The 25,091-nt window shown below is 68.9% G+C and carries 21 protein-coding genes and 1 pseudogene (1 of these 22 cut by a window edge); 9 read left to right on the forward strand and 13 right to left on the reverse strand.

All coding sequences use genetic code 11. From position 1 onward, the window contains the following. The 3 genes from SMD11_RS09065 to thyX all read right to left on the reverse strand — a co-directional run. Positions 1-325, reverse strand: partial view of a ribonuclease J gene (locus tag SMD11_RS09065; protein ID WP_087925960.1) — the start only. Its footprint begins 1,361 nt before the window's first position; 325 of the gene's 1,686 nt are visible here — the first part of the coding sequence; its start codon is at positions 323-325; its stop codon lies off the left edge, out of view. A 152-nt stretch (positions 326-477) separates the two neighbouring features. After that, positions 478-1,377 carry a 4-hydroxy-tetrahydrodipicolinate synthase gene (gene dapA / locus SMD11_RS09070; RefSeq protein WP_087925961.1) on the reverse strand — a complete coding sequence of 300 codons (900 nt, stop codon included), beginning with the start codon at positions 1,375-1,377 and terminating at the stop codon, positions 478-480. A 174-nt stretch (positions 1,378-1,551) separates the two neighbouring features. Next, a complete protein-coding gene (thyX, locus tag SMD11_RS09075; protein WP_087925962.1) occupies positions 1,552-2,292 on the reverse strand; it encodes an FAD-dependent thymidylate synthase in 741 nt (246 codons plus the stop codon). 209 nt (positions 2,293-2,501) lie between these two features. Between thyX and SMD11_RS09080 the strand changes: the two genes are divergently transcribed. Then, positions 2,502-2,768, forward strand: a complete 267-nt coding sequence (locus tag SMD11_RS09080; protein ID WP_087925963.1) for a hypothetical protein — start codon at positions 2,502-2,504, stop codon at positions 2,766-2,768. Between the two features lie 123 nt (positions 2,769-2,891). After that, positions 2,892-3,452, forward strand: a complete 561-nt coding sequence (locus SMD11_RS09085; protein WP_087925964.1) for a PH domain-containing protein — start codon at positions 2,892-2,894, stop codon at positions 3,450-3,452. Between the two features lie 95 nt (positions 3,453-3,547). Here SMD11_RS09085 and SMD11_RS09090 read toward each other — a convergent pair whose 3' ends face one another. The 6 genes and pseudogenes from SMD11_RS09090 to eccD all read right to left on the reverse strand — a co-directional run bounded on the left by SMD11_RS09090 (position 3,548) and on the right by eccD (position 10,580). Next, a complete protein-coding gene (locus SMD11_RS09090; protein ID WP_087925965.1) occupies positions 3,548-4,009 on the reverse strand; it encodes a tetratricopeptide repeat protein in 462 nt (153 codons plus the stop codon). Between the two features lie 5 nt (positions 4,010-4,014). Further along, positions 4,015-4,767 carry a 4-hydroxy-tetrahydrodipicolinate reductase gene (gene dapB, locus SMD11_RS09095; protein ID WP_087925966.1) on the reverse strand — a complete coding sequence of 251 codons (753 nt, stop codon included), beginning with the start codon at positions 4,765-4,767 and terminating at the stop codon, positions 4,015-4,017. 34 nt (positions 4,768-4,801) lie between these two features. Continuing rightward, a pseudogene (locus SMD11_RS09100) lies at positions 4,802-6,183 on the reverse strand (M16 family metallopeptidase). After that, on the reverse strand, positions 6,180-8,396 hold the full coding sequence (locus tag SMD11_RS09105; protein ID WP_087925967.1) for a polyribonucleotide nucleotidyltransferase: 2,217 nt from the start codon (positions 8,394-8,396) through the stop codon (positions 6,180-6,182). The pseudogene SMD11_RS09100 and the gene SMD11_RS09105 overlap by 4 nt, the downstream one beginning before the upstream one ends. A gap of 267 nt (positions 8,397-8,663) precedes the next feature. Then, entirely contained in the window at positions 8,664-8,951 is a 288-nt protein-coding gene (gene rpsO, locus SMD11_RS09110) for a 30S ribosomal protein S15 (RefSeq protein WP_045934183.1), read from the reverse strand. Positions 8,952-9,140: 189 nt separating this feature from the next. After that, a complete protein-coding gene (gene eccD, locus SMD11_RS09115) occupies positions 9,141-10,580 on the reverse strand; it encodes a type VII secretion integral membrane protein EccD (RefSeq protein ID WP_087925968.1) in 1,440 nt (479 codons plus the stop codon). Positions 10,581-10,785: 205 nt separating this feature from the next. Here eccD and eccCa point away from each other — a divergent pair, with 205 nt between their 5' ends. From eccCa to SMD11_RS09140, 5 genes are all read left to right on the forward strand, one after another. Further along, positions 10,786-14,736, forward strand: a complete 3,951-nt coding sequence (gene eccCa, locus SMD11_RS09120) for a type VII secretion protein EccCa (protein WP_087925969.1) — start codon at positions 10,786-10,788, stop codon at positions 14,734-14,736. Positions 14,737-15,041: 305 nt separating this feature from the next. After that, a complete protein-coding gene (locus SMD11_RS09125) occupies positions 15,042-17,213 on the forward strand; it encodes a hypothetical protein (protein ID WP_159395269.1) in 2,172 nt (723 codons plus the stop codon). Between the two features lie 839 nt (positions 17,214-18,052). After that, entirely contained in the window at positions 18,053-18,589 is a 537-nt protein-coding gene (locus tag SMD11_RS09130) for a hypothetical protein (protein WP_087925971.1), read from the forward strand. Positions 18,590-18,606: 17 nt separating this feature from the next. Continuing rightward, positions 18,607-20,778: a DUF6571 family protein gene (locus tag SMD11_RS09135; protein WP_087925972.1), complete on the forward strand. Its 2,172-nt coding sequence runs from the start codon at positions 18,607-18,609 to the stop codon at positions 20,776-20,778. Positions 20,779-20,832: 54 nt separating this feature from the next. Beyond that, the gene (locus tag SMD11_RS09140; protein ID WP_159395270.1) at positions 20,833-21,954 is read left to right on the forward strand and encodes a hypothetical protein; all 1,122 of its coding nucleotides are present in this window, start codon (positions 20,833-20,835) and stop codon (positions 21,952-21,954) included. A gap of 22 nt (positions 21,955-21,976) precedes the next feature. Here SMD11_RS09140 and SMD11_RS09145 read toward each other — a convergent pair whose 3' ends face one another. After that, positions 21,977-22,174 (reverse strand): hypothetical protein, encoded by a 198-nt coding sequence (locus tag SMD11_RS09145; RefSeq protein WP_087925974.1) that lies wholly within the window; start codon positions 22,172-22,174, stop codon positions 21,977-21,979. Positions 22,175-22,186: 12 nt separating this feature from the next. Continuing rightward, positions 22,187-23,041, reverse strand: coding sequence for a helix-turn-helix domain-containing protein (locus SMD11_RS09150; RefSeq protein ID WP_087930376.1), 855 nt, complete (start codon positions 23,039-23,041; stop codon positions 22,187-22,189). A gap of 275 nt (positions 23,042-23,316) precedes the next feature. Between SMD11_RS09150 and SMD11_RS09155 the strand changes: the two genes are divergently transcribed. Together SMD11_RS09155 and SMD11_RS09160 are read left to right on the forward strand one after the other, a co-directional pair. Continuing rightward, positions 23,317-23,805, forward strand: a complete 489-nt coding sequence (locus tag SMD11_RS09155) for an ATP-binding protein (protein ID WP_087925975.1) — start codon at positions 23,317-23,319, stop codon at positions 23,803-23,805. 137 nt (positions 23,806-23,942) lie between these two features. After that, positions 23,943-24,170 carry a DUF397 domain-containing protein gene (locus SMD11_RS09160; protein ID WP_087925976.1) on the forward strand — a complete coding sequence of 76 codons (228 nt, stop codon included), beginning with the start codon at positions 23,943-23,945 and terminating at the stop codon, positions 24,168-24,170. Positions 24,171-24,262: 92 nt separating this feature from the next. On the opposite strand, the gene SMD11_RS09165 is transcribed toward SMD11_RS09160, so the two are convergent. Further along, complete coding sequence (locus tag SMD11_RS09165; protein WP_146045644.1) at positions 24,263-24,568, reverse strand: WXG100 family type VII secretion target; 306 nt, start codon at positions 24,566-24,568, stop codon at positions 24,263-24,265. A 97-nt stretch (positions 24,569-24,665) separates the two neighbouring features. Then, on the reverse strand, positions 24,666-25,037 hold the full coding sequence (locus SMD11_RS09170) for a WXG100 family type VII secretion target (protein WP_087925978.1): 372 nt from the start codon (positions 25,035-25,037) through the stop codon (positions 24,666-24,668). Positions 25,038-25,091 lie beyond the last annotated feature (54 nt).

The following is a 25,091-nucleotide window of genomic DNA, read 5'->3' on the forward strand; positions in this document are numbered from 1 at the left end:
TGGAGCCGATCAGCGGGATGTCCGGCTTCTCGCGAAGCAGGTAGGGGACACCACCGATGTGGTCCTCGTGGCCGTGCGTGAGCACGATGCCCTCGATGTCGTCCAGGCGGTCCCGGATGGACGAGAAGTCGGGCAGGATCAGGTCGACTCCGGGCTGCTCCTCCTCGGGGAAAAGCACTCCGCAGTCGACGATCAGCAGACGGCCGTCGTACTCGAAGACGGTCATGTTGCGGCCGATCTCGCCGAGACCGCCGAGGGGCGTGACCCGGAGGCCGCCCTCGGGGAGCTTCGGCGGGGGACCGAGTTCAGGGTGCGGGTGACTCAAAAGACTCTCCTCACCACACGCGCCACATGTCCTCCTGGGACACATGGCGCGCGTGACATTCGTGCACTTGCAGTTGTTTCCGTATTCAGTTGTGAAGTCTGTGGGCGCCGCCTGGTCCGACGGGCGCCGGGTGCGCCGGGTGCGGCCTCTGGTTAAAGCTCTACCCCGCCGGCCGAGAGATCGCGCTTCAGCTGCTCGGTCTCCTCCGGGGAGAGCTCGACGAGCGGCAGTCGCAGCGGACCGGCCGGGAGGCCCTTGAGGGCCAGGGCCGCCTTGGTGGTGATCACGCCCTGGGTGCGGAACATACCCGTGAAGACCGGGAGCAGCTTCTGGTGGATCTCGGTCGCCTTGGCGACGTCACCGGCGAGGTGGGCGCTGAGCAGCGCGCGCAGCTCGGGGGTGACGAGGTGGCCGACGACGGACACGAAGCCGACCGCGCCGACGGAGAGCAGCGGCAGGTTGAGCATGTCGTCGCCGGAGTACCAGGCGAGGCGCGAGCGGGCGATGGCCCAGCTGGCGCGGCCCAGGTCGCCCTTGGCGTCCTTGTTGGCGACGATCCGGGGGTGCTCGGCCAGACGGACGATCGTCTCGGTGTTGATCGGGACGCCGCTGCGGCCGGGGATGTCGTAGAGCATCACGGGGAGTTCCGTGGCGTCCGCGATGGCCGTGAAGTGCCGGAAGAGGCCCTCCTGCGGCGGCTTGTTGTAGTACGGGGTGACGGCCAGGAGGCCGTGGGCGCCCGCCTGCTCGGCGGCGCGGGCCAGCTCGAGGCTGTGGTGGGTGTCGTTCGTGCCGGCTCCGGCGACGACGTGGGCGCGGTCGCCGACCGCTTCGACCACGGCCCGCACGAGCTGGGCTTTCTCCGCATCGCTGGTGGTGGGCGACTCGCCGGTGGTGCCGTTGACGACGATGCCGTCGTTGCCGGCGTCCACCAGGTGGGTGGCGAGGCGCTGGGCACCGTCGAGGTCGACGGCGCCGTCAGCGGTGAAGGGCGTGACCATGGCGGTCAGGACCCGCCCGAAGGGCGTCTGCGGTGTGGAGGTCGGAGCCATGGGGGCCACGCTACTCGTTGCTCACCGTGAGGTGCTCCCTCGGGGAGTGCCAAAGGGATCCCGGCACTGCCTGCTCGGGGGTTCAAGCAGTACCGGGTCCGTTTCTTCAGCCTAGATGAAAGTCGGGAAAAGCCGCAATACGGACACCTTCCCTACCGGTGCGTAGGGGCGCGGTCAGGGAGCGACGCGCCCGTTCTTGTTGAACGCGGCATAGGTGAGGGGCATGAGCTTGGCCCACTCCGCCTCCATCTGCTCGCCGACCATCTCGATCTCGCGCTGCGGGAAGGAGGGGACCGTCGCCTGCTCGTGCTGGGTGCGCAGGCCGAGGAAGTGCATCAGCGAGCGGGCGTTGCAGGTGGCGTACATGGAGGAGAAGAGTCCGACCGGCAGGACCGAGCGGGCGACCTCACGGGCGACACCGGCGGCCAGCATCTCCTGGTAGGCCTCGTAGGCCTGGCGGTAGGAGTCCTCCATGACGCGGGTGGTCAGGTCGTGCTGCTCCTGGCTGCCCTCGACGAAGACGTACTTGCCCGGACGGCCCTCCTGGACCAGCTTGCGGTCCTGGCCCGGGACGTAGAAGACCGGCTGGAGCTCGCGGTAGCGGCCGGACTCCTCGTTGTACGACCAGCCGACGCGGTGGCGCATGAACTCGCGGAAGACGAGGATCGGGGCGCTGATGAAGAAGGTCATCGAGTTGTGCTCGAAGGGGCTGCCGTGGCGGTCGCGCATCAGGTAATTGATGAGCCCCTTCGACCGCTCGGGGTCCTTGGTGATCTCCTCCAGGGACTGCTCACCGGCGGTGGAGACGCGGGCGGCCCACAGCACGTCGGAGTCGGCGGCGCTGTGCTTGACCAGCTCGACGGTCACATCACCGCGGAATGTGGGCTTGGCGTACTCGGTGGGGCTGTCGGTCACCGGCGGGGTCCTTCCAAATCACGTTGCTCGGGCGGCGACCAGCCTACGGGCCGCCACTGACACTCGGCCCGTGACAGAGCGGGGCGGAGGGATGAGCCGGGGCGGCTGTTGAGATTTTTCACAGAAGTCGCCGAAAACGGGCACCCGAAGCGCTTTTCGAACGTCCTTCTGTGTGACAGCACACTTCGAGGTTCCTAGGAGAGCCCTTCATGTTCCTCCCCCAGCTACCGCTGGGCGGTGCCCCCAGCCGTGAGCCGGTGCCCTTCGCCTTCGTCGCCGAATCCGAGCGCTACCGCAGCAACGTCACGCCGCCGCCCCGGGTCCGCGCGACCCGCTCGCAGCTGGCCCGTCAGGCCCTCGTGGGGATCACGGTGACCGCGGGGCTGGTCGGGGCGCTGCTCTTCGGCATGCCGGCGATGCAGGCGGGCACGAGCACGCACCACACGCAGCAGTCGGAGGCCAAGGACGGTCGCTGACCGGTCCGGCCGTCTTCCGGCCGATTTCCAGCTGATTGTCGACCGGAAACCGCTCGGTCGCGGCGTGAAGGGCCCGTCCACCCTGAGGTGGCCGGGCCCTTCACGCATGGATAACCTCGCCCAATGCCCCTGCCCTTCCTGACAGCCGACCGAGACGACACCGCACCCGCGGGCCCGGCCCCCGAGGCGTACCTGCCTTACGAGGACCGCTCCCGCCGGCGGCGTCCGTACCGGGTCGGCCCCTGGCGGGTCGGCGGTGCCGCGCTGGTACTGCTGCTCGCCTCGTACGTGCTCTTCTCGGCGTTGATCATCGCCATCGCCGGTTCCCTCCCGGGCGCCGGCATCTGTGCGGCCGTGGCCGCGCTGCTGATAGCGGCGGCCGTACGGCTGGTCCAGGTCGGCCTCTGGCTGAGCCCCGAGGGGCTGCGGCAGGTCCGGCTGCTGTCGAGCACGGTGCTCCCGTGGGCGGACGTGGCGGGGGTGCGGACCGTGCAGCAGCCGGTGCGGTGGCTCGGGCTGCCCCGTACGGTCCAGGGGCAGGCGCTGGTCGTCACCCGGGGGCAGGGCGAGCCCGTGGTCACCGTCGTGACCGATCACGGGGCGGACTTCCTGGGGCGCCCGGAGCGGTTCGCCGTGGCGGTGGCCGCCGTGGAGCGTCGCGTCGCGGAGTTCCGGGCCGTGTGACACGCCCTCGTCGTCCGGAGCGGAGCTCCGGACCCCGGAAACAGGAAGAGGGGCGGGCAGGAGAATTCTCCTGCCCGCCCCTCTTCCGTTCGCCGTCAGACCGCTTCGGCCCGCACCGGCTTTCCGTCGTGCAGGGCGATGGCCCGCTGCATGGCCTTGCGGGCCCTCGGGGTGTCCCGTGCGTCGTGGTACGCCACCGCCAGCCGGAACCACGCCCGCCAGTCCCCCGGGGCGTCCTCCGTCTCGGCCCGGCGCCGGGCGAAGACGGCGTCCGCGGAATCGCGGTCGATCCGGCCGCCCGGTGTCCTTACGAGCTCGTCGACGGGGAGGCCGCCCTCGGCCTCCAGCTCCTGGGCCAGCCGGTTGGCGGCCCGGGCGAACCGGGTGGTCTGGTAGAGGAACCAGGCACCGATGAAGGGCAGCACCAGCACCGCCACGCCGAAGGCGACGGTGATCGCCGTCCCCTGCCTGATCAGCATGATGCCGCGGCTGCCGACCAGGAAGAAGTAGACGACCAGGACGGCGGCCAGCCCGAAATAGACGATCTTCGCGCGCACGGTGCTCAGCCCAGATCCAGGAAGTGTTCCAGGCCGAAGGTCAGCCCGGGCGTGTCCACCACGCGGCGCGCGCCCAGCAGGATGCCGGGCATGAAGCAGCTGTGGTGCAGCGAGTCGTGCCGGATGGTGAGCGTCTCACCGGTGTCGCCGAAGAGGACTTCCTGGTGGGCCAGCAGGCCCCGCAGCCGCACGGCGTGCACGGGCACCCCGTCGACGTCCGCGCCCCGCGCGCCGGGCAGGCCGTGCGTGGTCGGGTCCTCCTGCCGCGGCAGGCCGGCGGCCTCCCGGGCCTCCGCGATCATCTGCGCGGTGCGGGTGGCGGTGCCCGAGGGGGCGTCCGCCTTGCCGCGGTGGTGCAGCTCGACCACCTCGGCGGACTCGAAGAAGCGCGCCGCCTGCCGGGCGAAGGTCATGGTCAGGACGGCCCCGATGGAGAAGTTCGGGGCGATGAGCACACCGGTCGACGGCGAGGCGTCGAGCCAGGAGTGCAGCCGCGCGAGGCGGTCCTCGGTCCAGCCGGTGGTGCCGACGACGCCGTGGATGCCGTTGGCGACGCAGAACTCGAGGTTCTCCATCACCGAGTCGGGGTGCGTCAGCTCGACCGCGACCTGGGCACCGGCCCGGGTCAGCGTCTCCAGCTCGTCGCCCCGGCCCAGCGCGGCCACCAGTTCCATGTCGTCGGCGGCCTCCACGGCCCGTACGGCCTCGGAGCCGATCCGGCCGTGGGCGCCGATGACCGCCACGCGCAGCTTGCTCATCCTCGGTACTTCCTTCTCTCGGGCCCGTTCGGGCCTAGCGGGCCACGACGTCGTGGAGCTTTGCCGCCTGCTTGTCCTTCAGCGGGCCGATGACGGACAGCGAGGGACGCTGCCCCAGTACATCGCGGGCCACCGAGCGGACCTCGTCCGGGGTGACGGCCGAGATGCGCGCCAGCATGTCGTCGACCGACATCTGCTCGCCCCAGCACAGCTCGCTCTTGCCGATCCGGTTCATCAGCGCGCCCGTGTCCTCCAGCCCGAGGACCGTGGAGCCGGACAGCTGTCCGACGGCGCGGGTGATCTCCTCGTCCGACAGTCCGTCCGCGGCGACCTTGTCCAGCTCGTCGCGGCAGATCCGCAGCACGTCGTGGACCTGGCTCGGGCGGCAGCCGGCGTAGACGCCGAAGAGGCCGCAGTCGGCGAAGCCCGAGGTGTAGGAGTAGACCGAATAGGCGAGACCGCGCTTCTCCCGGACCTCCTGGAAGAGGCGCGAGCTCATGCCACCGCCCAGGGCGGTGTTGAGCACGCCGAGCGCCCAGCGGCGGTCGTCGGTGCGGGCCAGCCCCGGCATGCCGAGGACGACGTGCGCCTGCTCGGTCTTGCGGCCGAGCAGCTCCACGCGGCCCGCGGTGCGGATCGCCTTGGCGCCGGAGCGCGGGGCGACGGGCACCGCGTCCGTACGGCCCAGGGCACCGGCCTTCTCGAAGGCGGCGCGGACCTGGCGGACGACCTTGGCGTGGTCGACGTTGCCCGCGGCGGCCACGACCAGGTGGGTCGGGTCGTAGTGCTTCTTGTAGAAGCGGGCGATCTGGTCGCGGGTGAGGGCGTTGATCGTGTCGACCGTGCCGAGGACCGGGCGGCCGAGGGGGGTGTCGCCCAGCATCGTGTGCGCGAACAGGTCGTGCACGCAGTCGCCGGGGTCGTCCTCGGTCATCGCGATCTCTTCGAGGATCACACCGCGCTCGGCGTCGACGTCGGAGGCCTCGATGAGCGAGCCGGTGAGCATGTCACAGACGACGTCGATGGCCAGCGGCAGGTCGGTGTCGAGGACACGGGCGTAGTAGCACGTGTACTCCTTCGCCGTGAACGCGTTCATCTCGCCGCCGACCGCGTCGATGGCGGAGGAGATGTCCAGCGCGCTGCGCTTGGCGGTGCCCTTGAAGAGCAGGTGCTCCAGGTAGTGGGTGGCGCCGTTGAGCGTCGGGGTCTCGTCGCGGGAACCGACGTTGGCCCAGATGCCGAAGGTCGCCGAGCGTACGGACGGCAGGGTCTCAGTGACGATGCGCAGGCCCCCGGGAGGGTGGTACGGCGCACCGTACCGATGCCGTTCTCGCCCTGGAGAAGCGTTTGGGTACGGGCGACGGCCCGCCCCTCCGAAGAGGTGCGGGCCGTCTTCCGTGTACTACGGGACGTCACTTGGCGGACTCGTCCTTAGCCTCGTCGCCGTCCTCGCCCTCGATGACCGGGATCAGCGAGAGCTTGCCGCGCTGGTCGATCTCGGCGATCTCGACCTGGACCTTGGCGCCGACGCCGAGCACGTCCTCGACGTTCTCCACGCGCTTGCCACCGGCGAGCTTGCGGATCTGCGAGATGTGCAGCAGGCCGTCCTTGCCGGGCATCAGGGAGACGAAGGCACCGAAGGTGGTGGTCTTGACGACCGTACCCAGGTAGCGCTCGCCGACCTCCGGCATGGTCGGGTTGGCGATGGCGTTGATCGTGGCGCGGGCGGCCTCGGCGGCCGGGCCGTCGGCGGCACCGATGTAGATGGTGCCGTCGTCCTCGATCGTGATCTCGGCGCCGGTGTCCTCCTGGATCTGGTTGATCATCTTGCCCTTGGGGCCGATGACCTCACCGATCTTGTCCACGGGGATCTTGACGGTGATGATCCGCGGGGCGTTGGGGGACATCTCGTCCGGCGTGTCGATCGCTTCCATCATCACGTCGAGGATGTGGAGGCGGGCGTCGCGGGCCTGCTTGAGGGCCGCGGCCAGGACGGAGGCCGGGATGCCGTCCAGCTTGGTGTCGAGCTGGAGGGCGGTGACGAACTCCTTGGTACCGGCGACCTTGAAGTCCATGTCGCCGAAGGCGTCCTCCGCACCGAGGATGTCGGTGAGGGCGACGTAGTGCGTCTTGCCGTCGATCTCCTGGGAGATCAGACCCATGGCGATACCGGCGACGGGGGCCTTGAGGGGCACACCGGCGTTCAGCAGCGACATGGTGGAGGCGCAGACCGAGCCCATGGACGTCGAGCCGTTGGAGCCGAGGGCCTCGGACACCTGACGGATCGCGTACGGGAACTCCTCGCGCGTCGGCAGCACGGGCACGATGGCCCGCTCGGCCAGGGCGCCGTGGCCGATCTCGCGGCGCTTCGGCGAACCGACGCGGCCGGTCTCGCCGACGGAGTAGGGCGGGAAGTTGTAGTTGTGCATGTAACGCTTGCGCGTCACCGGCGACAGCGTGTCGAGCTGCTGCTCCATCCGGAGCATGTTCAGCGTGGTGACACCCAGGATCTGGGTCTCGCCGCGCTCGAACAGCGCCGAGCCGTGCACGCGCGGGATGGCCTCGACCTCGGCGGCGAGCGTACGGATGTCCGTCACGCCGCGGCCGTCGATGCGCTTCTTCTCCTTGATGACGCGCTCACGGACCAGGGCCTTGGTCAGCGAGCGGTACGCGGCGGAGATCTCCTTCTCGCGGCCCTCGAACTGCGGGAGCAGCTTCTCGGCGGCCACGTCCTTGACGCGGTCCAGCTCGGCCTCGCGGTCCTGCTTGCCGGCGATGGTGAGCGCCTGGGCCAGCTCGCTCTTGACGGCGGCGGTCAGGGCCTCCAGGACGTCGTCCTGGTAGTCCAGGAAGACCGGGAACTCGCCCTCGGGCTTGGCGGCCTTGGAGGCGAGCTCCGACTGGGCGCGGCACAGGACCTTGATGAACGGCTTCGCGGCCTCGAGACCGGCGGCGACGACCTCTTCGGTCGGGGCCTCGGCGCCGTCCTTGACCAGCTGGATGGTCTTCTCGGTGGCCTCGGCCTCGACCATCATGATCGCGACGTCTCCGTCCTCCAGGACGCGACCGGCGACGACCATGTCGAAGACGGCGTCCTCGAGCTCGGTGTGCGTCGGGAAGGCGACCCACTGGCCCTTGATCAGGGCCACACGGGTGGCGCCGATCGGACCGGAGAAGGGCAGGCCCGCGAGCTGCGTGGAGCAGGAGGCGGCGTTGATCGCGACCACGTCGTACAGGTGGTCGGGGTTGAGCGCCATGACCGTCTCGACGATCTGGATCTCGTTGCGCAGGCCCTTCTTGAAGGACGGGCGCAGCGGGCGGTCGATCAGGCGGCAGGTGAGGACGGCGTCCTCGGACGGGCGGCCCTCGCGGCGGAAGAACGAGCCGGGGATCTTGCCGGCCGCGTACTGCCGCTCCTCGACGTCGACGGTCAGCGGGAAGAAGTCCAGCTGGTCCTTGGGCCGCTTGGAGGCGGTGGTGGCCGACAGCACCATGGTGTCGTCGTCCAGGTAGGCCACGGCGGAGCCGGCGGCCTGACGGGCCAGGCGGCCCGTCTCGAAGCGGATGGTGCGGGTGCCGAAGGCGCCGTTGTCGATGACGGCCTCGGCGTAGTGGGTCTCGTTCTCCACCAGGGATATCTCCTCGTCTACGTCCCGGCGCCCGTGTGGCGCGGGACGGGGGCGGAGGGGCGCCTGTGCTGGCCGGTCTTCGATCGAAGCACCCGGATTTCCCTGATCCGGGGGCCACTACCGAGGACCGGCGGCGAGCGCTGCGCTCCTCCTCGTACAGTCGCGGCACATTGCCGCTGTGGAAACCAGACTACAAAGCTTCTGCTTTCCACGAGATACGCAAAGGGAGCGGCCCCCAGGTTTGGGAACCGCTCCCTTCACGGTGTCTTACTTGGCGCCGGCGGCACCGCGGCGGATGCCGAGGCGCTCGACCAGGGCACGGAAGCGCGTGATGTCCTTCTTGGCCAGGTACTGGAGCAGGCGGCGACGCTGGCCGACCAGCAGCAGCAGGCCACGACGCGAGTGGTGGTCGTGCTTGTGCTGCTTCAGGTGCTCGGTGAGGTCCGAGATGCGACGGGTGAGCATCGCGACCTGGACCTCGGGGGAGCCGGTGTCGCCCTCCTTGGTGGCGAACTCGGCCATGATCTGCTTCTTCGTAGCGGCGTCGAGCGACACGCGTACTCCTCAAAAAATCTTTTCAGCCACCGAGTGCCCCTGGTCTTGGTCTCAGGGGAGCTTCCGTTACTCGGGAGGCGGGGCCCGCTGGGCGCTGTCCCCAGAGGCCCGTGAGGGCTTTCCGGAGGCGCGTACACAAACGGCCGTTACACACAGTACCAGCCCGGCCCAGCGGCCCCGCCGCGGGGCCTAGCCGGCCAGGCCCCGGGCGGCGGAGTAGAGGCCGAGGACGGCGAGGCACAGGGGTACGAGCGCGAGGAGGAGGGTGCTCTCGGCGAGGTCGGAGACACGCCCCCAAAAGGGTGACAGACCCTTCTCGGGGACTACCAGGGCGACGGTGGTGAGCAGGGCGCCACCGAGGGTGACGGCGGCGGCGACCCAGAGGGTGCGGACGTCGAGGGAGCCGTCGGTCCCGGCGGGCGGTTGGAGCGCGAGACCGAGGACGAGGAGGGCGAGGGCGGTCAGCCCGGCGCCGAGGACGGCGGCGACCTGCGCGGTGTAGCGGAAGAGGCGGGCGCGCAGCAGCATCGCCAGGCCGGCGGCCAGGGCGAGCAGCCGGGGCCAGGGGCCGCCCGCGGAGGTGAAGGCGAGCACGGCGGTGGAGCCGACGACGACGGCCGCGCAGCCGCCGACGAGGCCGAGGAGCAGTTCGTGGCCGCGGCGGACCTGGGCGGCGATGCGCTCGGCGTCCACGGGCTCGGGCGTCTGGCCGCGGTCGGCGAGGTCGTCGGAGCCCGCGCCGCGGGGGGCGGCGTAGCCGATGGGGAGGCGGGCCACCCGGGCGGACAGGCCGGGCAGGAAGGCGATGGCACCTATGGCGACGACGGCGCAGACGGCGGCCGCGTCGGCGGGGCGGGAGTCGGTGAGGATCACGCAGAAGGCGGCGAAGGTGCCGGTGGCCGCGGCGGTGAGGGCGGCGACGAACGGCGCGTCGCCGGCGGGCATGACGGCGACGAGCGCGGCGGAGGCGACCAGGACGGCGGCGCAGCCGAGCAGGAACTGGAGCCGGCCCGCGCCCTCGCCGGCCGCCGGGCCGAGCACCCCGGAGCCGGCGATCATCAGGTGCGGGAGGGCGGCGAGGCCCAGGGCGACGGCGGAGGCGCGGTCGGCGTAGACCCTGGCCCGTACGCCCGCGAGGGCGGTCAGCAGGACGCCGACGGCGGCGGCCACGGACCCGGACACGCCGTGCGTGTCGTGCCGGGCGGGGTCGGCGAACCAGAGGGCGAAGCCCATGAGGGCGAGCAGCAGGGCTCCCCCGGCCAGGCCCCAGGCCCGCAGGAGCCGGTCGTTCCACAGGGTGCGGTCGCGGGTGACCGCGGCGGCGACGGCGTCGGTGACGTCGTCGTGCACGGCGGGCGGCAGCGACTCGGCGAAGGGCCGGAGCGCGAGCAGGTCGCCGTCGAGGATCCGCTGCGCGGCGAGCGAGCGGGCGCTGTCGAGGACGGTGCCGTCGCGGCGTACGAGGTGGTAGCCGGTGGGCGCGCCGACGGGCTGGGTCTGCCCGGTCAGGCGCAGGATCTCCGGATACACGTCGGCGACGGCGATGTCGTCCGGAAGGGCGACGTCTATCCGGCTGTCGGGCGCGACCACGGTCACTCGGCAGAAGCCGGTCGCAGCGGACGTACTCACCTATCGGGCCCCTTGGTTCGCTCTGGTTCGCTCCGACGATCACTCTGGTGATCGCTCATGCTTGCGCGCGGCGGCCACCCTATCGGGAGGCTTGACGCGTACGTCGATAGGATCACCGTTCCGCGCAGGGGAGGCCGTCGCCGTCGGGGTGACGGGCGGTGCCGCGCGGAATTGTCCTTGCCGTGCGGAGGGGTTGAGGCATCCGGTGAGCCAGATCGTGGTCAGTCGTCCACCGAGGGCACTGCCGCCGGAGGTGCCCGGCGCGGAGATCCGCCTGGAGGCGCCCCCGGAGCTGCCGAGGGGCGCTCAGGACAGTGTGCTGATGCAGCTGTTGCCGACGCTGGGCATGGCCTCGTCGATGGTCTATTTCTTCATGCCGGGCGCCGCCCCGATGATGAAGATCATGGGCGTCATGATGATGTGCTCGACGCTCGGCATGACCATCGCGATGGTGGTGCGGCACCGTCAGGGCTCGCAGGGGCAGACGGCGGACATGCGCCGTGACTACCTCAAGTACTTGGCGCAGACGCGCCGGACGGTGCGGCGCACGGCGAAGGCGCAGCGGGACGCGCAGTTCTATCTGCACCCCTCCCCCGATCAGCTGTGGTCGGTGGTGGCGGAGGGGACGCGGCTGTGGGAGCGGCGGGCGAGCGACGACGACTTCGCGCAGGTGCGGGTCGGGCTGGGCACGCAGCAGCTCTCGACGCCGCTGGTGGCTCCGGAGACGGCTCCGATAGACGACCTGGAGCCGTTGACGACGGGTGCGATGCAGCAGTTCCTGGCGACGCACGGTTCGCTGGACGGGATGCCGGTGGCATTGTCGCTGCGGGCCTTCTACCACGTGACGCTGTCGGGTGAGCCGGAGACGGTGCACGGGACGGCGCGGGCGCTGGTGGCGCAGCTGGTGACGCTGCATTCGCCGGAGGACCTGGTCGTCGCGGTGGTCTCGGCGCGGGGCGCGGCCTCGTACTGGGAGTGGGCGAAGTGGCTTCCGCATGTGCAGGTGCCGGGTGCGGTGGACGGGGCCGGTGCGCGCCGGCTGATCGGTGACGACCTCGCCGAGCTGGAGGACCTGCTGCGTCCGCGGCTGGAGGGGCGTACGCGGTTCAGCCGCGAGGGGCAGCCGCTGCTGGACCAGCCGCATGTGGTGGTCGTGCTGGACGGTGGCGCGGTGCCGCCGGACTCGGTGTTCGCGGCGCCCGAGGGCCTTCAGGGCGTGACCATCGTGGAGGTCGTGCCGGGCGATCTGGGTGAGCTGCGCGGTGGCCTCTCGGTGGTCGTGGAGCCGGGTTCGCTCCAGCTGATGTCGCAGGTCGCGACGTACGAAGGGGTGCCGGACACGCTGTCCATGGAGGCGGCGGAGGCGCTGGCGCGGCAGCTGGCCCCGCTGCGGGTGGGCGGTGGCGACGGTGACGAGCCGCTGCTGGCGAACCTGGACTTCACGGATCTGCTGGGCCTGGGTGACGCGGGTTCGGTGGACGTGGCACGGACGTGGCGGCCGCGGTCGGCCGCGGAGCGGCTGCGGGTGCCGATCGGCGTCAGCGAGGACGGCGCGCCCGTGATGCTGGACCTGAAGGAGGCGGCGCAGGACGGCATGGGCCCGCACGGTCTGTGCGTGGGCGCGACCGGTTCCGGTAAGTCGGAGCTGCTGCGGACGCTCGTCCTGGGGCTCGCGGTCACACATTCGTCGGAGAATCTGAACTTCGTCCTGGCGGACTTCAAGGGTGGCGCGACCTTCGCCGGGATGTCGGGGCTGCCGCACGTCGCGGCCGTCATCACCAACCTCGCGGACGACCTGACGCTCGTCGACCGCATGCGCGACTCGATCACGGGTGAGCTCCAGCGCCGGCAGGAGCTGCTGCGCGCGGCGGGCAACTACGCGAACATCCACGACTACGAGAAGGCGCGGGCCGCCGGGGCCGCGCTGGAGCCGCTGGCTTCACTCGTCCTGGTGATCGACGAGTTCAGCGAGCTGTTGACGGCGAAGCCGGACTTCATCGACATGTTCATCCAGATCGGCCGCATCGGCCGTTCGCTTGGTGTGCACCTGCTGCTGGCCTCGCAGCGCCTGGAGGAGGGCCGGCTGCGCGGTCTGGAGACGTATCTGTCGTACCGGATCGGTCTGCGGACGTTCTCGGCGGCCGAGTCGCGTACGGCGCTGGGCGTGCCGGACGCGTACCACCTGCCGTCGGTGCCGGGTTCGGGCTATCTGAAGTTCGGCACGGACGAGATGACGCGCTTCAAGGCCGCGTACGTCTCGGGCACGTACCGTACGGGCGCGGGCGCGGGCTCCGGCGGCGGGCCGCTGCCGATCGAGCGGCGCCCGGTGCTGTTCACGGCCGACCCCGTGCCGGTGACGTACACCGCGCCGGCGCCCGTGCCGGACGAGCCGCGGGCGGGTGACGACGGGCTGGCCGACACGGTGCTGGACGTGATCGTGCGCCGGGTCGAGGGCCAGGGCCCGCCGGCCCACCAGGTGTGGCTGCCGCCGCTGGACCGGTCGTCGTCGCTGGACGAGCTGCTGCCGCCGCTGTCGGCGGTGGAGGGCCGCGGCCTGACGGCCCCGGACCTGCCGCGCGCGGGGCGGCTGTCGGTGCCGATCGGGCTCGTCGACAAGCCTTTCGAGCAGCGGCGCGACGTCCTGTACCGGGACTTCTCGGGCGCGGCGGGCAACATGCTCGTCGTCGGTGGCCCGCAGTCCGGCAAGTCGACGCTGATGCGGACGCTGATCTCGGCGTTCGCCCTGACGCACACGCCGGCCGAGGTGCAGTTCTACGGCCTGGACTTCGGTGGCGGCGGCATGAGCGCCGTCGCCGACCTGCCGCACGTCGGCGGTGTGGCCTCGCGCCTGGACCCCGAGCGGGTCCGCCGCACGGTCGCCGAGGTGGCGGGCGTCCTGGCCCGCCGCGAGGAGTACTTCCGGGCGCACGGCATCGACTCGATCGGCACGTTCCGGCGGCTGCGCGCGTCGGGGGAGATCACCGACCAGCCGTGGGGCGACGTCTTCCTGATCGTCGACGGCTGGGCCAACTTCAAGCAGGAGTACGAGATGCTGGAGGGGGTCGTCACCGACATCGCGGGCCGCGGCCTGGGCTACGGCATTCACATCGTCGTGACCGCCTCGCGCAACATGGAGGTCCGCGCCTCGCTCAAGGACCAGCTGCTCAACCGGCTGGAGCTGCGGCTCGGTGACACGATGGACTCGGAGTTCGACCGTAAGGTCGCCGCGAACGTCCCGGCCGGTGTGCCCGGCCGCGGTCAGCTGCCGGAGAAGCTCCACTTCATGGCGGCCCAGCCGCGCATCGACTCCGACAGCGACGCCGAGACGCTCACGGACGCGACGGCCGCGATGGTCCGCGCGGTCGGCGAGGCGTGGTCCGGCCCCGGCGCCCCGGGCGTCCGGCTCCTCCCCCGCAAGCTGCGCGCCGACGAGCTCCCCAAGGGCTTCGAGTACCCGCAGTACGGCGTCGCCCTCGGTATCGACGAGACCAATCTGGAGCCGGTCTTCGTCGACTTCGAGACCGATCCGTTCTTCCTGGTCTTCGGTGAGAGCGAGTCCGGCAAGACGGCCGCGCTGCGGATGCTCGCCAAGCAGATCACCGAGCGCTACGGCCCGGACGAGGCGAAGATCGTGGTCGGCGACTACCGCCGTACGCTCCTCGACGTCATCCCCGACACGCACCTGCTGGAGTACGCGCCGATCACCTCGGCCCTTACGGTGCACGCCAACGCCCTCAACGGGCTGATGGAGCGGCGCGCCCCGCAGCCGGACATCACCCCGCAGCAGCTGCGCGACCGCAGCTGGTGGTCGGGCCCGCGCTTCTTCGTCATCGTCGACGACTACGAGCTCGTCTCGACCAGCAGCGGCAACCCGCTGGCCGTCCTGACCGAGAACCTGCCGTTCGCCCGGGACGTCGGCGTCCGCTTCATCATCGCGCGCAGCTCGGCCGGCGCGTCCCGCTCGATGTTCGAGCAGTTCATGCAGCGCGTACGGGAGCTGGGCGCCCAGGGCCTCGTCCTCTCGGGCGACCCGGGCGAGGGCGACGTCCTGGGCGGCGTCCGCCCGCGCCCGATGCCGCCGGGCCGCGGCTACTTCGTCTCCCGCAAGCGGGGGACGCCGCTGGTGCAGGTGGGCTGGGTGCCGGAGGAGCAGTAGCAGTAAGGGGATCGACAAGATCTGAAGAGGGGGTGCGCTCGGCGCACCCCCTCTTTGTTAGGTTCGAACGTACGAATGCCCTGGTGCGTGCGTGTCAGGGCTGATGTGGACGAATTCCGGGGGGAATCGTGGCGTTCGGGCGTGTGCGGGGCGGGTCGGTGGCGGGGGCGGGGCGGCGGGCGGCGGAGGCACTGGGTGCGGGGGCGGGACGTGCGGGGCCGAGGGGCGGCGCCCCACGCTTCACGCCCGCCCCGTCCGCCCGCGCCTAGGGAGCCGACCGCACCATGCTCACGTACCACCAGGTCATGACCACGGACCTCACCCTGCTGACCACGGCGGCGACGCAGTGGGACGCGGCCGCCAAGGACCTCGAAGCCGTCCAGAAGACGTACAACAGCCAGGTCCGGAACGTCGGCATCGACGAACAGTGGCAGGGCGTCGCCCGCACCTTCGCCCAGATCGCCAACACCCGGACGTACGAGCAGTACTCCGCGGCGGCGAAGGAGGCGAGGGCCATCGCGTCGCTGCTGCGGGACGCGCACGGGCAGTTCGTCGAGCTGCGCAACAAGATGAAGTCCGCGATCGCCGACGCCGCCAAAGAAGACATGAAGATCGACGAAAACGGCAAGGCGACCTGGACCAAGCGCGACGACCCCGGCGTGAAGAACGATCCTGATGCCGCGACCGCGATCCCCAAGGCCGAGTCGGCCTGGACGCAGCACATCGCCGACATCGTCCAGCAATTCGACGACGCCGACCAGGGCGTCAAGCTGGCGCTGGCGGCGGCTACGCAGGATTCGGACCCGAACGATGGGATCGACCACGGATTCAATGCCAAGGCCGAGGGAGACATCGAGAAGGTCGAAGGGCGGAGATTCGCGGAGCTGGCAAAAGAAAATTCCGGTGGCCATTCGGATGCCAAGGCGCTGGCCGAGATGCAGCGCCTTGTCCGCGACAACAGCCACAACGTGGAGTTCAGCCAGACTCTCCTCAATGAGCTCGGCCCCAAGGGAACTTTGCTCTTCTCCAATCGCCTGAATGAGAATTCCAACAACTCGGACGAGGCGACTAAGTCCAGCTCCCTGAGTATCGAAAAGGGCCTTGCGACCTCGCTGGCCACAGCAACTAACTCGCCGAACTCCGCCTTCTACGAGAAGTGGCGAGAAGGGATGCGAAGCGCTGGGGTGGATGTCGTGGACGACCACCAGAAGGTGCAAATAAAGGGCTACCAGTCTCTCGTGACCCTGATGTCACACGGCAAAGGGTTCTCTCCTGGCTTCGTGACCGACCTGGGCGACGACATGATAGCCGCGGAGAAGAAGAACCCAGGAATCTGGGACATGCCCAGCGGGAAGCACCTCGCAGGTCCTCCGAAGTGGTTGGCCAGGGATCCTCTCGACGGGCTGCTCGACATAGCGAGCCGTGACCCTAAAACGGCTGAGAAGTTCCTCGATCCTGGTCCCGACGGCAAGGGTGACCGGCTCAAGTACCTCCTGCACGACAGGAACTGGAACACTCGCTATGAGCTGACCGGGAACTATTCCCACCCCGACATGGATCAGTTCAGGAAGGTCGAGGACCCAGATGCACGAAAAGGTCTCGCCAAGGCTATCGAGGCCGCCGCAACCGGCCACCAGCCCGGCGAGTCGGCAAAGATGGGCGCCGCGCACACCGAAAGCCAGGCCCGAGTCATGCATCAAACCGTCGAGAGCCTCAACGGAAAGTTTGGCGATCACCTGCCGGCCAACCTGCGCACCCCGATTGCACGAACGATCACCGACTACGCGACCGATACACATGAGATTCTGACCGGCCAGAACTCCAATTACGGTTACGAGGGCGGCCGGCAAAGCATCTGGACCAAGGACGGTAACTCGCATATGGCCGTCGCCCAGGAAAGTCTCATCCGGGTCATCCGTGGGGTTTCGGACGACCCCAAGAACTTCTCACTGATCTACAACACCGAGCGCGCGCATTCCGCCGACATCCTTGCCGGGATGCCGGACAGGCCGGGGAGAAGCAACGTCGAGTGGGACGTCCCCAGCAGAGACGTGGGTACCGCGTTCGGCGCCCTCAACGCCATCGGCGCAGACACCATCATGGACAAACAGGATGCGCGCAAAGCTTGGGCCGACGATGTGGCCAGATACGGCTATCACCTCGGTGGCGCCCCCGTCACCGGGCTTCCGGTGATTGGAGACGTAGCTCAGCGAACGATCGATGCCGCCGCATACGACTGGTCCAAGGACATCAAGAACCTGGCCGACGAAAAGGCTCGCGGGGACCTCGCCAAGGACTGGACAAAAGACACAGCTTCCGTCAAGGACCTCATCGACGCTTCGGCGAAGCAACGCAGCATTGACCCGACGGACCCGGATAGACCTCACTACAACGATGTGAAGCAGATGAGGCAGGAAGCCGAGCAGAGCTATGCGGCCAGCCGGAACAAAGCGCTGACCTACCTTCGACCCAACTAGTTGAAACTGCGAGCACCGGGAGCGAGTACGCCGGGCCCTAAAGGAGTCAGCGTGATCCCGGCGAGCTCTGCGGGAAGCTTTGCGAGAACGCCCGGCCGGAGCACCATAGGAGGAGGAAAATGCCGAACGAGGCACACGAGGACCAAGTACCAATCAGATCGGGAAAAACCTCTTCCGCAGATAACGGACGAAGGATCCATCGGATCAGCACGGTCCTGCTCGGATTGCTTTCTGTCGGAGCCGTTCTGGCTCTCCTCATGCCGGTCGAATTCGACAAGACCCATGGGATATTCGAAAGAGAAACCAAGCACCTGAAGTGCGGATCCGTCGTCTTCCCCCGGGAGGAGATGGGAGCCACGACATACAACATCGACTGCGGCACAGCCCGGACCCAGCGCTTGGGATATGTCGGCCTGGCCTTGGCCGCAGCAGGTTTGGTGACAACGCTCCACCTCGCCAGGCAGAGCATCCGACGAGACCACCCCGCACGGGATTCACGGATCAGGAGCAAGGGGAACTAAACGCACACAGAAGGGCGTTCAGGCCCCAGCCTGTCGGACGTGCGAGCCCCTGGGAAGCATCCGACCCCGGCACGGGCGAGTGCTGGGGCTTCGCGTCCCGGACAAAGGGGGCGCCGCCTCGGGCACGAGCAGGGCTCAGAGGTCACACGAGCCGCCGGAACCGCGAGGGGCTCGGGAGGCGTCAGTGCTTAGGTCTTCGACGAACATCTCATAAGGGGGGTGCGCCAGGCGCGCCCCCCTTGTTAGTTTCGAACACACGAATGCCCTGATGTCACAGGGTGAACACGGGACTTGCTGTCCGGGGGGAACGGGAAAAGCATGGCATTCGACAACGAGTGGGACGAACTGCGAGCCGAGTCCGTGGCACGGCTCCAGGAGGATCGTGCCGGGACGACGGACTCCCACACACGCCTCAACGGCACCGGGCCGGCCGGACCTGGCAGCCCGTTCGTCGGGCCCCAGGGCGGCGGCCCCGGGCTCGCCTCCTCCTCCCCGAAGAAGAAGGCGGCCGTCGCGGCGCTGGAGCAGCACATACAGCCCGACACCCAGAAGGCCGGCAAGGTCATGGACGAGACCACGGAAGCCGCGGCCAAGGGCTTCAAGGACTGGGCCACGGGCGCGGGCATCACCGAGGCCCTCAAGGGCTGGCGCGCCTCGGTCAAGTCGCTGGAGAACCGTCTCGCCGGCGAGAAGGCCGGTCTGTCGGGCGCCAACACACTCTTCCAGGGCGCCGACAAGGGCCTCGGCGGCCAGTTCGGCCTGTACGGCCCGCCGCTCCTGCCCCCGAGGCTGCCCGCCGCCGGCCAGTCGGGCGGCAACGCGCCCTTCACGTCCCGCCTGACGGACTACAACTAAGGGAACGGCCGGACCCCATGCTCACGTACCACCAGGTCATGACCACGGACCTCACCCTGCTGACCACGGCCGCCACCCAGTGGGACGCCGCCGCCAAGGACTTCGAGACCGCCCAGAAGGCCTACAACAGCCAGGTCCGGAACGTCGGCATCGACGAACAGTGGCAGGGCGTCGCCCGCACCTTCGCCCAGATAGCCAACACCCGGACGTACGAGCAGTACTCCGCGGCCGCGAAGGAAGCCCGAGCCATCGCCTCACTGCTGCGGGACGCCCACGGACAGTTCGTCGAACTGCGCAACAAGATGAAATCGGCGATCGCCGACGCCGCCAAAGAAGACATGAAGATCGACGAAAACGGCAAGGCGACCTGGACCAAGCGCGACGACCCCGGCGTGAAGAACGACCCCGACGCCGCGACCGCGATCCCCAAGGCCGAGTCGGCCTGGACGCAGCACATCGCCGACATCGTCCAGCAATTCGACGACGCCGACCAGGGCGTCAAGCTGGCGCTCAAGGCCGCCACCCAGGACTCCGACCCGAACGACGGCATCACCAACGGGTTCAACGCCAAGGCCGAGGGCGACATCGAAAAGGTCGAGGCCCACGAGGCGAGCAGGCTCGCCGGCATCAAGGACCCGGACGACAAGCAGCGCGCCGAAATGATGCGCCTGATGCGCGACAACAAGAACGACCTCGCGTTCAGCCAGACCTTCCTGAACGACCTCGGCCCCGACAAGGCCATCGACTACGCCAACAGACTGCGTGGCCAGACCAAGGGCGACCACAAGAAGGACTACGAACAGCTCCAGAACGGCCTCGCGACCACCATCTCCACGGCCACCCGGGACCCGAAGTCACCGTTCTACGAGAAGTGGCGCAAGGACCTGCGCGAGGCCGGCGCCAAGAACTACGGCAGCAAGACCAACCCGATGTACGGGTACCAGCCGTTCGTCGAGCTGATGAAGCACGGCGACAAATACGGCAAGCAGTTCCTCACCGACCTCGGTGACGACATCATCAGCACCGAGAAGAAGCACGAGGGGATCTTCAACAAGATCGCGGGAGGCCACAAGGGTGTCGGCAACGACCCTCTCGACGGTCTCCTGAGCATCATGGGCAAGCAGCCCGATGTCGCCACGTCGTTCCTGGACCCCGGCGCCGACGGCAAGAACGACCGCATGAAGTACCTGATCAACGAGCGTGACTGGCCCAAGCACACGACGATCGGGCCGGCGGGCATCAAGGACTTCGACGACCCCACGTCCCGGCTGGGGCTAGGCGCCGCGCTGGAGGCGGCGGCGACCGGCGACGTACCGGGCACGAAGCACGCGATCGGCGGGCACACCGAGGCCGAGGCGCGGGTCATGCAGAACACGATCAGGACGCTCGACGCGGACGGCAAGGGCGACAAGCTCCACGCGAACCTGAGGGCGTCCGTCGGCCACATGCTCACGGACTACACGAGCGACACCCACGAGATCGCGTCCAACAACAGCGGCCGCTACACCGACGCCGCTCCAAGAGAGAACTCGGCCGGTGAAGTGTGGAAGGACGCCAACGGAACAGTTCACATGGCCGTCCACCAGGCGAATCTGGCTCGGATTATGCGGGGCGTAGCCGAGGATCCGAACGCCTTCGCCACGATGTACAACGCTGAGCAGCAGTACTCCGCCGAGACCATGAAACGGACATCCTTCGATGAGGAGGAGGACCGCAAGCTCACCGTCAGGAACGCGGCTGGGGCTTTCGGGTTTTACGACGGCGTGCGGGCCGATGTGGTCTACGACAAACGCGACGCGGCCATCCAATGGGCCCGCGATGTCAGCCACGCCGTGACCGCCACTTCCGGTGCAGCGCTCAACTTCGTCCCGGCGCAGATCACTGCTGATGTGGCCATGCCTAAAGGCGTGAAGGTCGGCGCCGACGGCCTCAACCGCATGCTCGACTTCGCCATGTACGAATGGACTAAGGAACAGATCTCCGAGGCCACAGCGGCGGCCGGCAAGGACAGCCGGGAGGACTTCTACGCAGGCCAGCAGCAGGTCGACCGCCTTGTACGGGAGTGGGGCAAGTCGAACGGCCACACCGACCAGGAGGAGTCCCTCATGAGAAATCTCGTCGGAGACTCCAAAAACCAGCACTACACCGCGCGTCAGATGACCCTTGGGGCACTGGGCAGGGACCACTGACCACCGTTGACTATCCCGGAACCGACCCACTCCACAGAGACTAGGACCAGATCTGTGCCCAAACACCGTCGTTGGCTGATCGCGGGATCCGCAATCCTCGTGCTTCTCCTGACCGCCGGAGCCGCGTTCTACATGACGGGTGGCTACGAGGAATGGCGGGACGATCGCTCTCTGAACAACGCCTGCGAAGGGGTGGTCTCCAAGCAGGACGTGCAGTCGGCACTGGGAAGCCGAGGGATCTACGCCAGGCCCGAGAAGGAGCTCGACTTCATCTTCGGCAACATGGCTGAGGGGCGCATAACCAAGTGTGTCCTGAAGAGCCGCGACAGTGGCGAGAACGTAGTCCTCCAGGTGAGCCGGGTGTCGGGCTCCACCGATGTGCGGGCGCACTACGCCCATCAGTTCGTGGACACATTCGGCTACGGAACGGTCCCCGTGGGCGGCGGCTGGCGAGGCTCGATGGTCTTTCACGACGGCTCCCTCCAAGGGACTGTCGAACTCGCCTGTCGCAATCAGAAGGACAGGAGCCTTCTGGTGAGCTCCAGGACCCTCTACTCCCCCCGCGACGAACCGGGCCTCGACTCCCAGCAGCGCGCGGACGACCGTACCGGCTTCGCCCGCCTGCTCACCAGCACCGCGATCGCGGCGGCCGACAAGTACGACTGCGACGCGGCGCTGGGCCGGCCCGTCGAACGGGTGGCACCGGACCCGGTCCGGAACCCCGTGCCCCTCGACAAGGCGAAGGGCATCTGCGCCCCGGTCGCCGCCCTCCGAGACGGCGCCCAGCGGGTCGGGGCGGTCTCCGTGGCGGATGCTCCCACCGACCCGACCACCCCGGCGGAGGACTGCTACCTGAACAACGCGCAGGGCACTCCGCTCTACCGGCTGACAGCCCTCTACGGTTCCTTGGCCGAAACGGCGCGCGCGAAGTCCACCGACTTCGATCCGACTTCGGAGAAAGCGGCGGAGTTCCAAGAGAAGTACCACCGCGGTTTCGCCAGCGCACAGTGCGGAGCCCAGCAAGGGCGGTCCTTCTACAGGCTGGGGACCATTCTCGAGGGTGCTGGCGAGCGGACCGTCAAGAACCCTGACCTGGAGTTCGAGCGCGCGGCGCTCAAGGCTTTCGCCGAACAGTCCGCGAAGACGCACGGCTGCGACGACCTTCGGCTGCCGTGACCGCTGCTGCGGCGGGCTTCGCTCACAGGAGGTGGTCGAGCTCTCCGCGCTTCGCGGCCTCGACGAGGTTACGGAGACCCTCGCGGGTCGTGACCACCAGCTCCTGAGGGCGGGCCGTTTCTCTGAGTATCGGCGTACCGTCGGGCATACGGCCGATCTGGATGCAGCTGTTGCCCCCGTTGCCGCCGCATAGGGGTTCCTGCCATCGGATCTCGGACATCTGTCGTTCCTCTCAGAGCTGCTTGGCGATGGAATGGATGAGGTCACGGGTCGCGCCAGGAGAAAGGGCGGCTTCCTCCATCCTGTCGAGGAGGCGCTTGTACGAGCCCAGGTCTTCCTGCGAGTCGAGGAAGAGGGCACCGTGGAACGTATCCAACTGCACGGTGTCGAGTTGGGCGACCGGCCCGTGGGCGTAGCAGATCGGCTGCCCCGGCCCGGCGAATCCTCCGGCCGAGAACGGCAGGGCGCGGAGGGTGATGTTGCCGCGCTCACTCGCGTCGAGGAGATGCGCCAGCTGAGCGCGGCCCACTTCGGGTCCGCCGAACTGCATCCGGAGTGCCGCCTCGTGGACGATCGCTGTGAAGGGCGGCGGGCTCTCCCGGAGGGTGAAGATTTCCTGACGGCGCATGCGGTGGGTCGCACGTAGCTCGATCTCCTTGGCCGGCAGGGCCACGAGCGAGGCCTCGAAGACCGCCCGGGCATGCGCTGCGGTCTGGAGCAGACCGGGAATGTGCACCATGACGAAGATGCGCATGGCCACAGCATGGTGCTCGAACTCCGCGACATCCTGGAAGGACGTCGGCAGCACGCCGCGGTACGAATCCCACCAGCGCGGCCCCCTGTCAGCCGCCATGTTCGCCAGCGCGTCGATCAGAACGGCGTCCTGGCAGCCGTAGTTGGAGGCGAGTGCCCGCACGCGGTCGGCGCTGAGGCCGAAGCGTCCGGACTCGATGTTGGGGATGCGGGTGCGGTTCACGCCCAGCAGGGTCGCGGCCTCGTGCGTCGTTACGCCCACGGCCTCACGCAGCCTGCGCAACTCGCTTCCGAGCCGACGCTGACGGACCGTAGGAATTCTCCTTGGGGGCATGTCACCTCTCTCGCGATAGCGCTCATAGTCTGCCCGCGATGGGGGGCCCAGATCCACGAAGTAGCACTCCTTCGCAGATCGGTAGAACGGTGCTCCGCCAGTGCGCTACCTTCGGTGTTGCCTAGCTCACACGCCGTGGAGCCGGAAGTGCACCGCGCGAGCATGCCCACCTGCCCTGGGGTGGGCACGCCGCGCCCAGGGAGGCAGGCCACCGGCGCCCGTCCCGCGTGCGAGTACTCCTTCACCCGCCATGCCAAGCGCTTGGAGTGACGCGCATGTACGACCGCACCCCCTGCCTGCCCGATCCGACGCGACCACCCGGCCCGCCGACCCCCTCCCCCGGGAACCTGAGCTACAGCCTCGGCCTGCCCTCCAACGCCCACAGCCTCGGTACGGCCCGTACCGTCGTACGGCGCGTCCTGTGCCAGCACGGCCTCTCCGACCTGGCGGAGCTTGGCGTGCTCGCCACGTCCGAACTACTCGCGAACGCCTGCCTGTTCACCCCCGGCCGCGAAGCCGGCCTGTCCGTGCGCTGGCGGTACGGCGTACTGCGCCTCACCGTGTCCGACGAGCACCCGCCGCACCCGGCCGGGGCCCGGGAGATGTGCAGGGCGCGGCGGAGAGCGGCCCTGTCCACGCTGGACGCCGTCGTCGACGCCTGCGGCGGCATCTGCGGCCTGGACGAGACCGCGGCGCCGCTGGGCGGCAGCAGGATGTGGGCCGTGTTCTCCCGGGAGGCCGGGGAGAACTACGCCAAGCTCTGAGGGCCTTGTTCGAACCGGGTCTGCGGCCCGTCGGTCCGGAGTACGCTGCTCAGGGATTGCCCGCGACGCACGTCAACTCGCTTGACGATGTTGCGCTGTGGCGAAGTTCGCGCACTGTGAAAGGCGGCTCCTGACCGATGGACGAACACGAGAAGGCCGAGCTGTACGCCATGGACATCTCGGGCGCCGAGTGGCTGAGCGCGCCCGAGGCCACGACCGAGGAGCGCGTCGAGATCGCGTACCTTCCGGGTGGCGCGGTGGCGATGAGGTCGTCCGCGGACCCGGACACCGTTCTGCGCTACACCGAGGCCGAATGGCACGCGTTCGTCCTGGGAGTGCGGGACGGCGAATTCGACCTGACGTGAGCCGTTCCGTGGCGCACGGCCCACGCGAACGGGGGTGGGCGGGCCGGTAGTCGGCTCACCCACCCCCGTGAAGGGTTATCGCGTCATCAGTGTCAGTAGCTGATGTCGAAAAGCGTCGAGGCCTTCTTGTCGGTCGCGTAGTAGTGCTCGCTACCGGTCATGACGAGCTTCGCGATCTCGTCCAGCGTGGTCTGGATGTGCTCGCTCCGCTGCCGGAACATCGCGTTCGCGCTCATCATCATCTGGTGGGCCTGGCCCTCCCAGCCGTGCGCGACGTCACTCACGGCCTTCTGCATGGCGTCCAGCTCCTGCCGGATCACGCCTGCGGCCGCCCGGATGTCCTTGGCGGTCTCCGAAAGCGAGCCGTAATGAACGACAAGTTCGCCGTTGTCTGCCATGTCCCCACCCTCTGTGGTGTCGTCGTCTAAAAATCGGCGATCGCCGCGCCTCTGCCGCGGCTCCCGCACTCACCCGGGCCCGGGGCCCGGGCTCCACTCAGTACTTGTCGATCCCGCTGGTGGGCGCGCTCTGGCCGCCGCCACCGCCGCCCGCCGGGGCGCCGGCCGTGTCGACACCCTTCATCGTGGCGGCGATCTCCGCGTCCGTGGCACCGGTGGAACGGTGCGTCAGGACCACGGCCTCGCGGACCTGGTCGACGAGGCGACGCACGCGGTCGTGGTCGTCGTTCAGGTCCATCTGGGCCTTGCGGAAGGCGCGGTGGGCGTCACCCTTCCACGAACCGCCGTCGAGCGTGGCGATGACGTTCGCGAGCTTGCGGAGGTTCGCCGAGAAGTGGCCGGTGGTCAGATCCATGGCGTCCGTGAATGCCTTGAACGCCTTGTCATCGACCTTTTGCTTGTCTGTCATGTTCCACCTTTCCCCACGAGGGGCTTTTCTTGGGTGTGTGGTTGATGCCGACCG

Source organism: Streptomyces albireticuli, assembly GCF_002192455.1.
Classification (GTDB): Bacteria; Actinomycetota; Actinomycetes; order Streptomycetales; family Streptomycetaceae; genus Streptomyces; species Streptomyces albireticuli_B.

What these genes read in the sequence shown, in the direction of transcription:
- dapA (WP_087925961.1), bottom strand. Translation starts at nt 1,377, where the DNA reads ATGGCTCCGACCTCCACACCGCAGACGCCCTTCGGGCGGGTCCTGACC.
- SMD11_RS09080 (WP_087925963.1), top strand. Translation starts at nt 2,502, where the DNA reads ATGTTCCTCCCCCAGCTACCGCTGGGCGGTGCCCCCAGCCGTGAGCCG.
- SMD11_RS09085 (WP_087925964.1), top strand. Translation starts at nt 2,892, where the DNA reads ATGCCCCTGCCCTTCCTGACAGCCGACCGAGACGACACCGCACCCGCG.
- dapB (WP_087925966.1), bottom strand. Translation starts at nt 4,767, where the DNA reads ATGAGCAAGCTGCGCGTGGCGGTCATCGGCGCCCACGGCCGGATCGGC.
- SMD11_RS09125 (WP_159395269.1), top strand. Translation starts at nt 15,042, where the DNA reads ATGACCACGGACCTCACCCTGCTGACCACGGCGGCGACGCAGTGGGAC.
- SMD11_RS09130 (WP_087925971.1), top strand. Translation starts at nt 18,053, where the DNA reads ATGGCATTCGACAACGAGTGGGACGAACTGCGAGCCGAGTCCGTGGCA.
- SMD11_RS09135 (WP_087925972.1), top strand. Translation starts at nt 18,607, where the DNA reads ATGCTCACGTACCACCAGGTCATGACCACGGACCTCACCCTGCTGACC.
- SMD11_RS09145 (WP_087925974.1), bottom strand. Translation starts at nt 22,174, where the DNA reads ATGTCCGAGATCCGATGGCAGGAACCCCTATGCGGCGGCAACGGGGGC.
- SMD11_RS09150 (WP_087930376.1), bottom strand. Translation starts at nt 23,041, where the DNA reads ATGCCCCCAAGGAGAATTCCTACGGTCCGTCAGCGTCGGCTCGGAAGC.
- SMD11_RS09155 (WP_087925975.1), top strand. Translation starts at nt 23,317, where the DNA reads ATGTACGACCGCACCCCCTGCCTGCCCGATCCGACGCGACCACCCGGC.
- SMD11_RS09160 (WP_087925976.1), top strand. Translation starts at nt 23,943, where the DNA reads ATGGACGAACACGAGAAGGCCGAGCTGTACGCCATGGACATCTCGGGC.
- SMD11_RS09165 (WP_146045644.1), bottom strand. Translation starts at nt 24,568, where the DNA reads ATGGCAGACAACGGCGAACTTGTCGTTCATTACGGCTCGCTTTCGGAG.
- SMD11_RS09170 (WP_087925978.1), bottom strand. Translation starts at nt 25,037, where the DNA reads ATGACAGACAAGCAAAAGGTCGATGACAAGGCGTTCAAGGCATTCACG.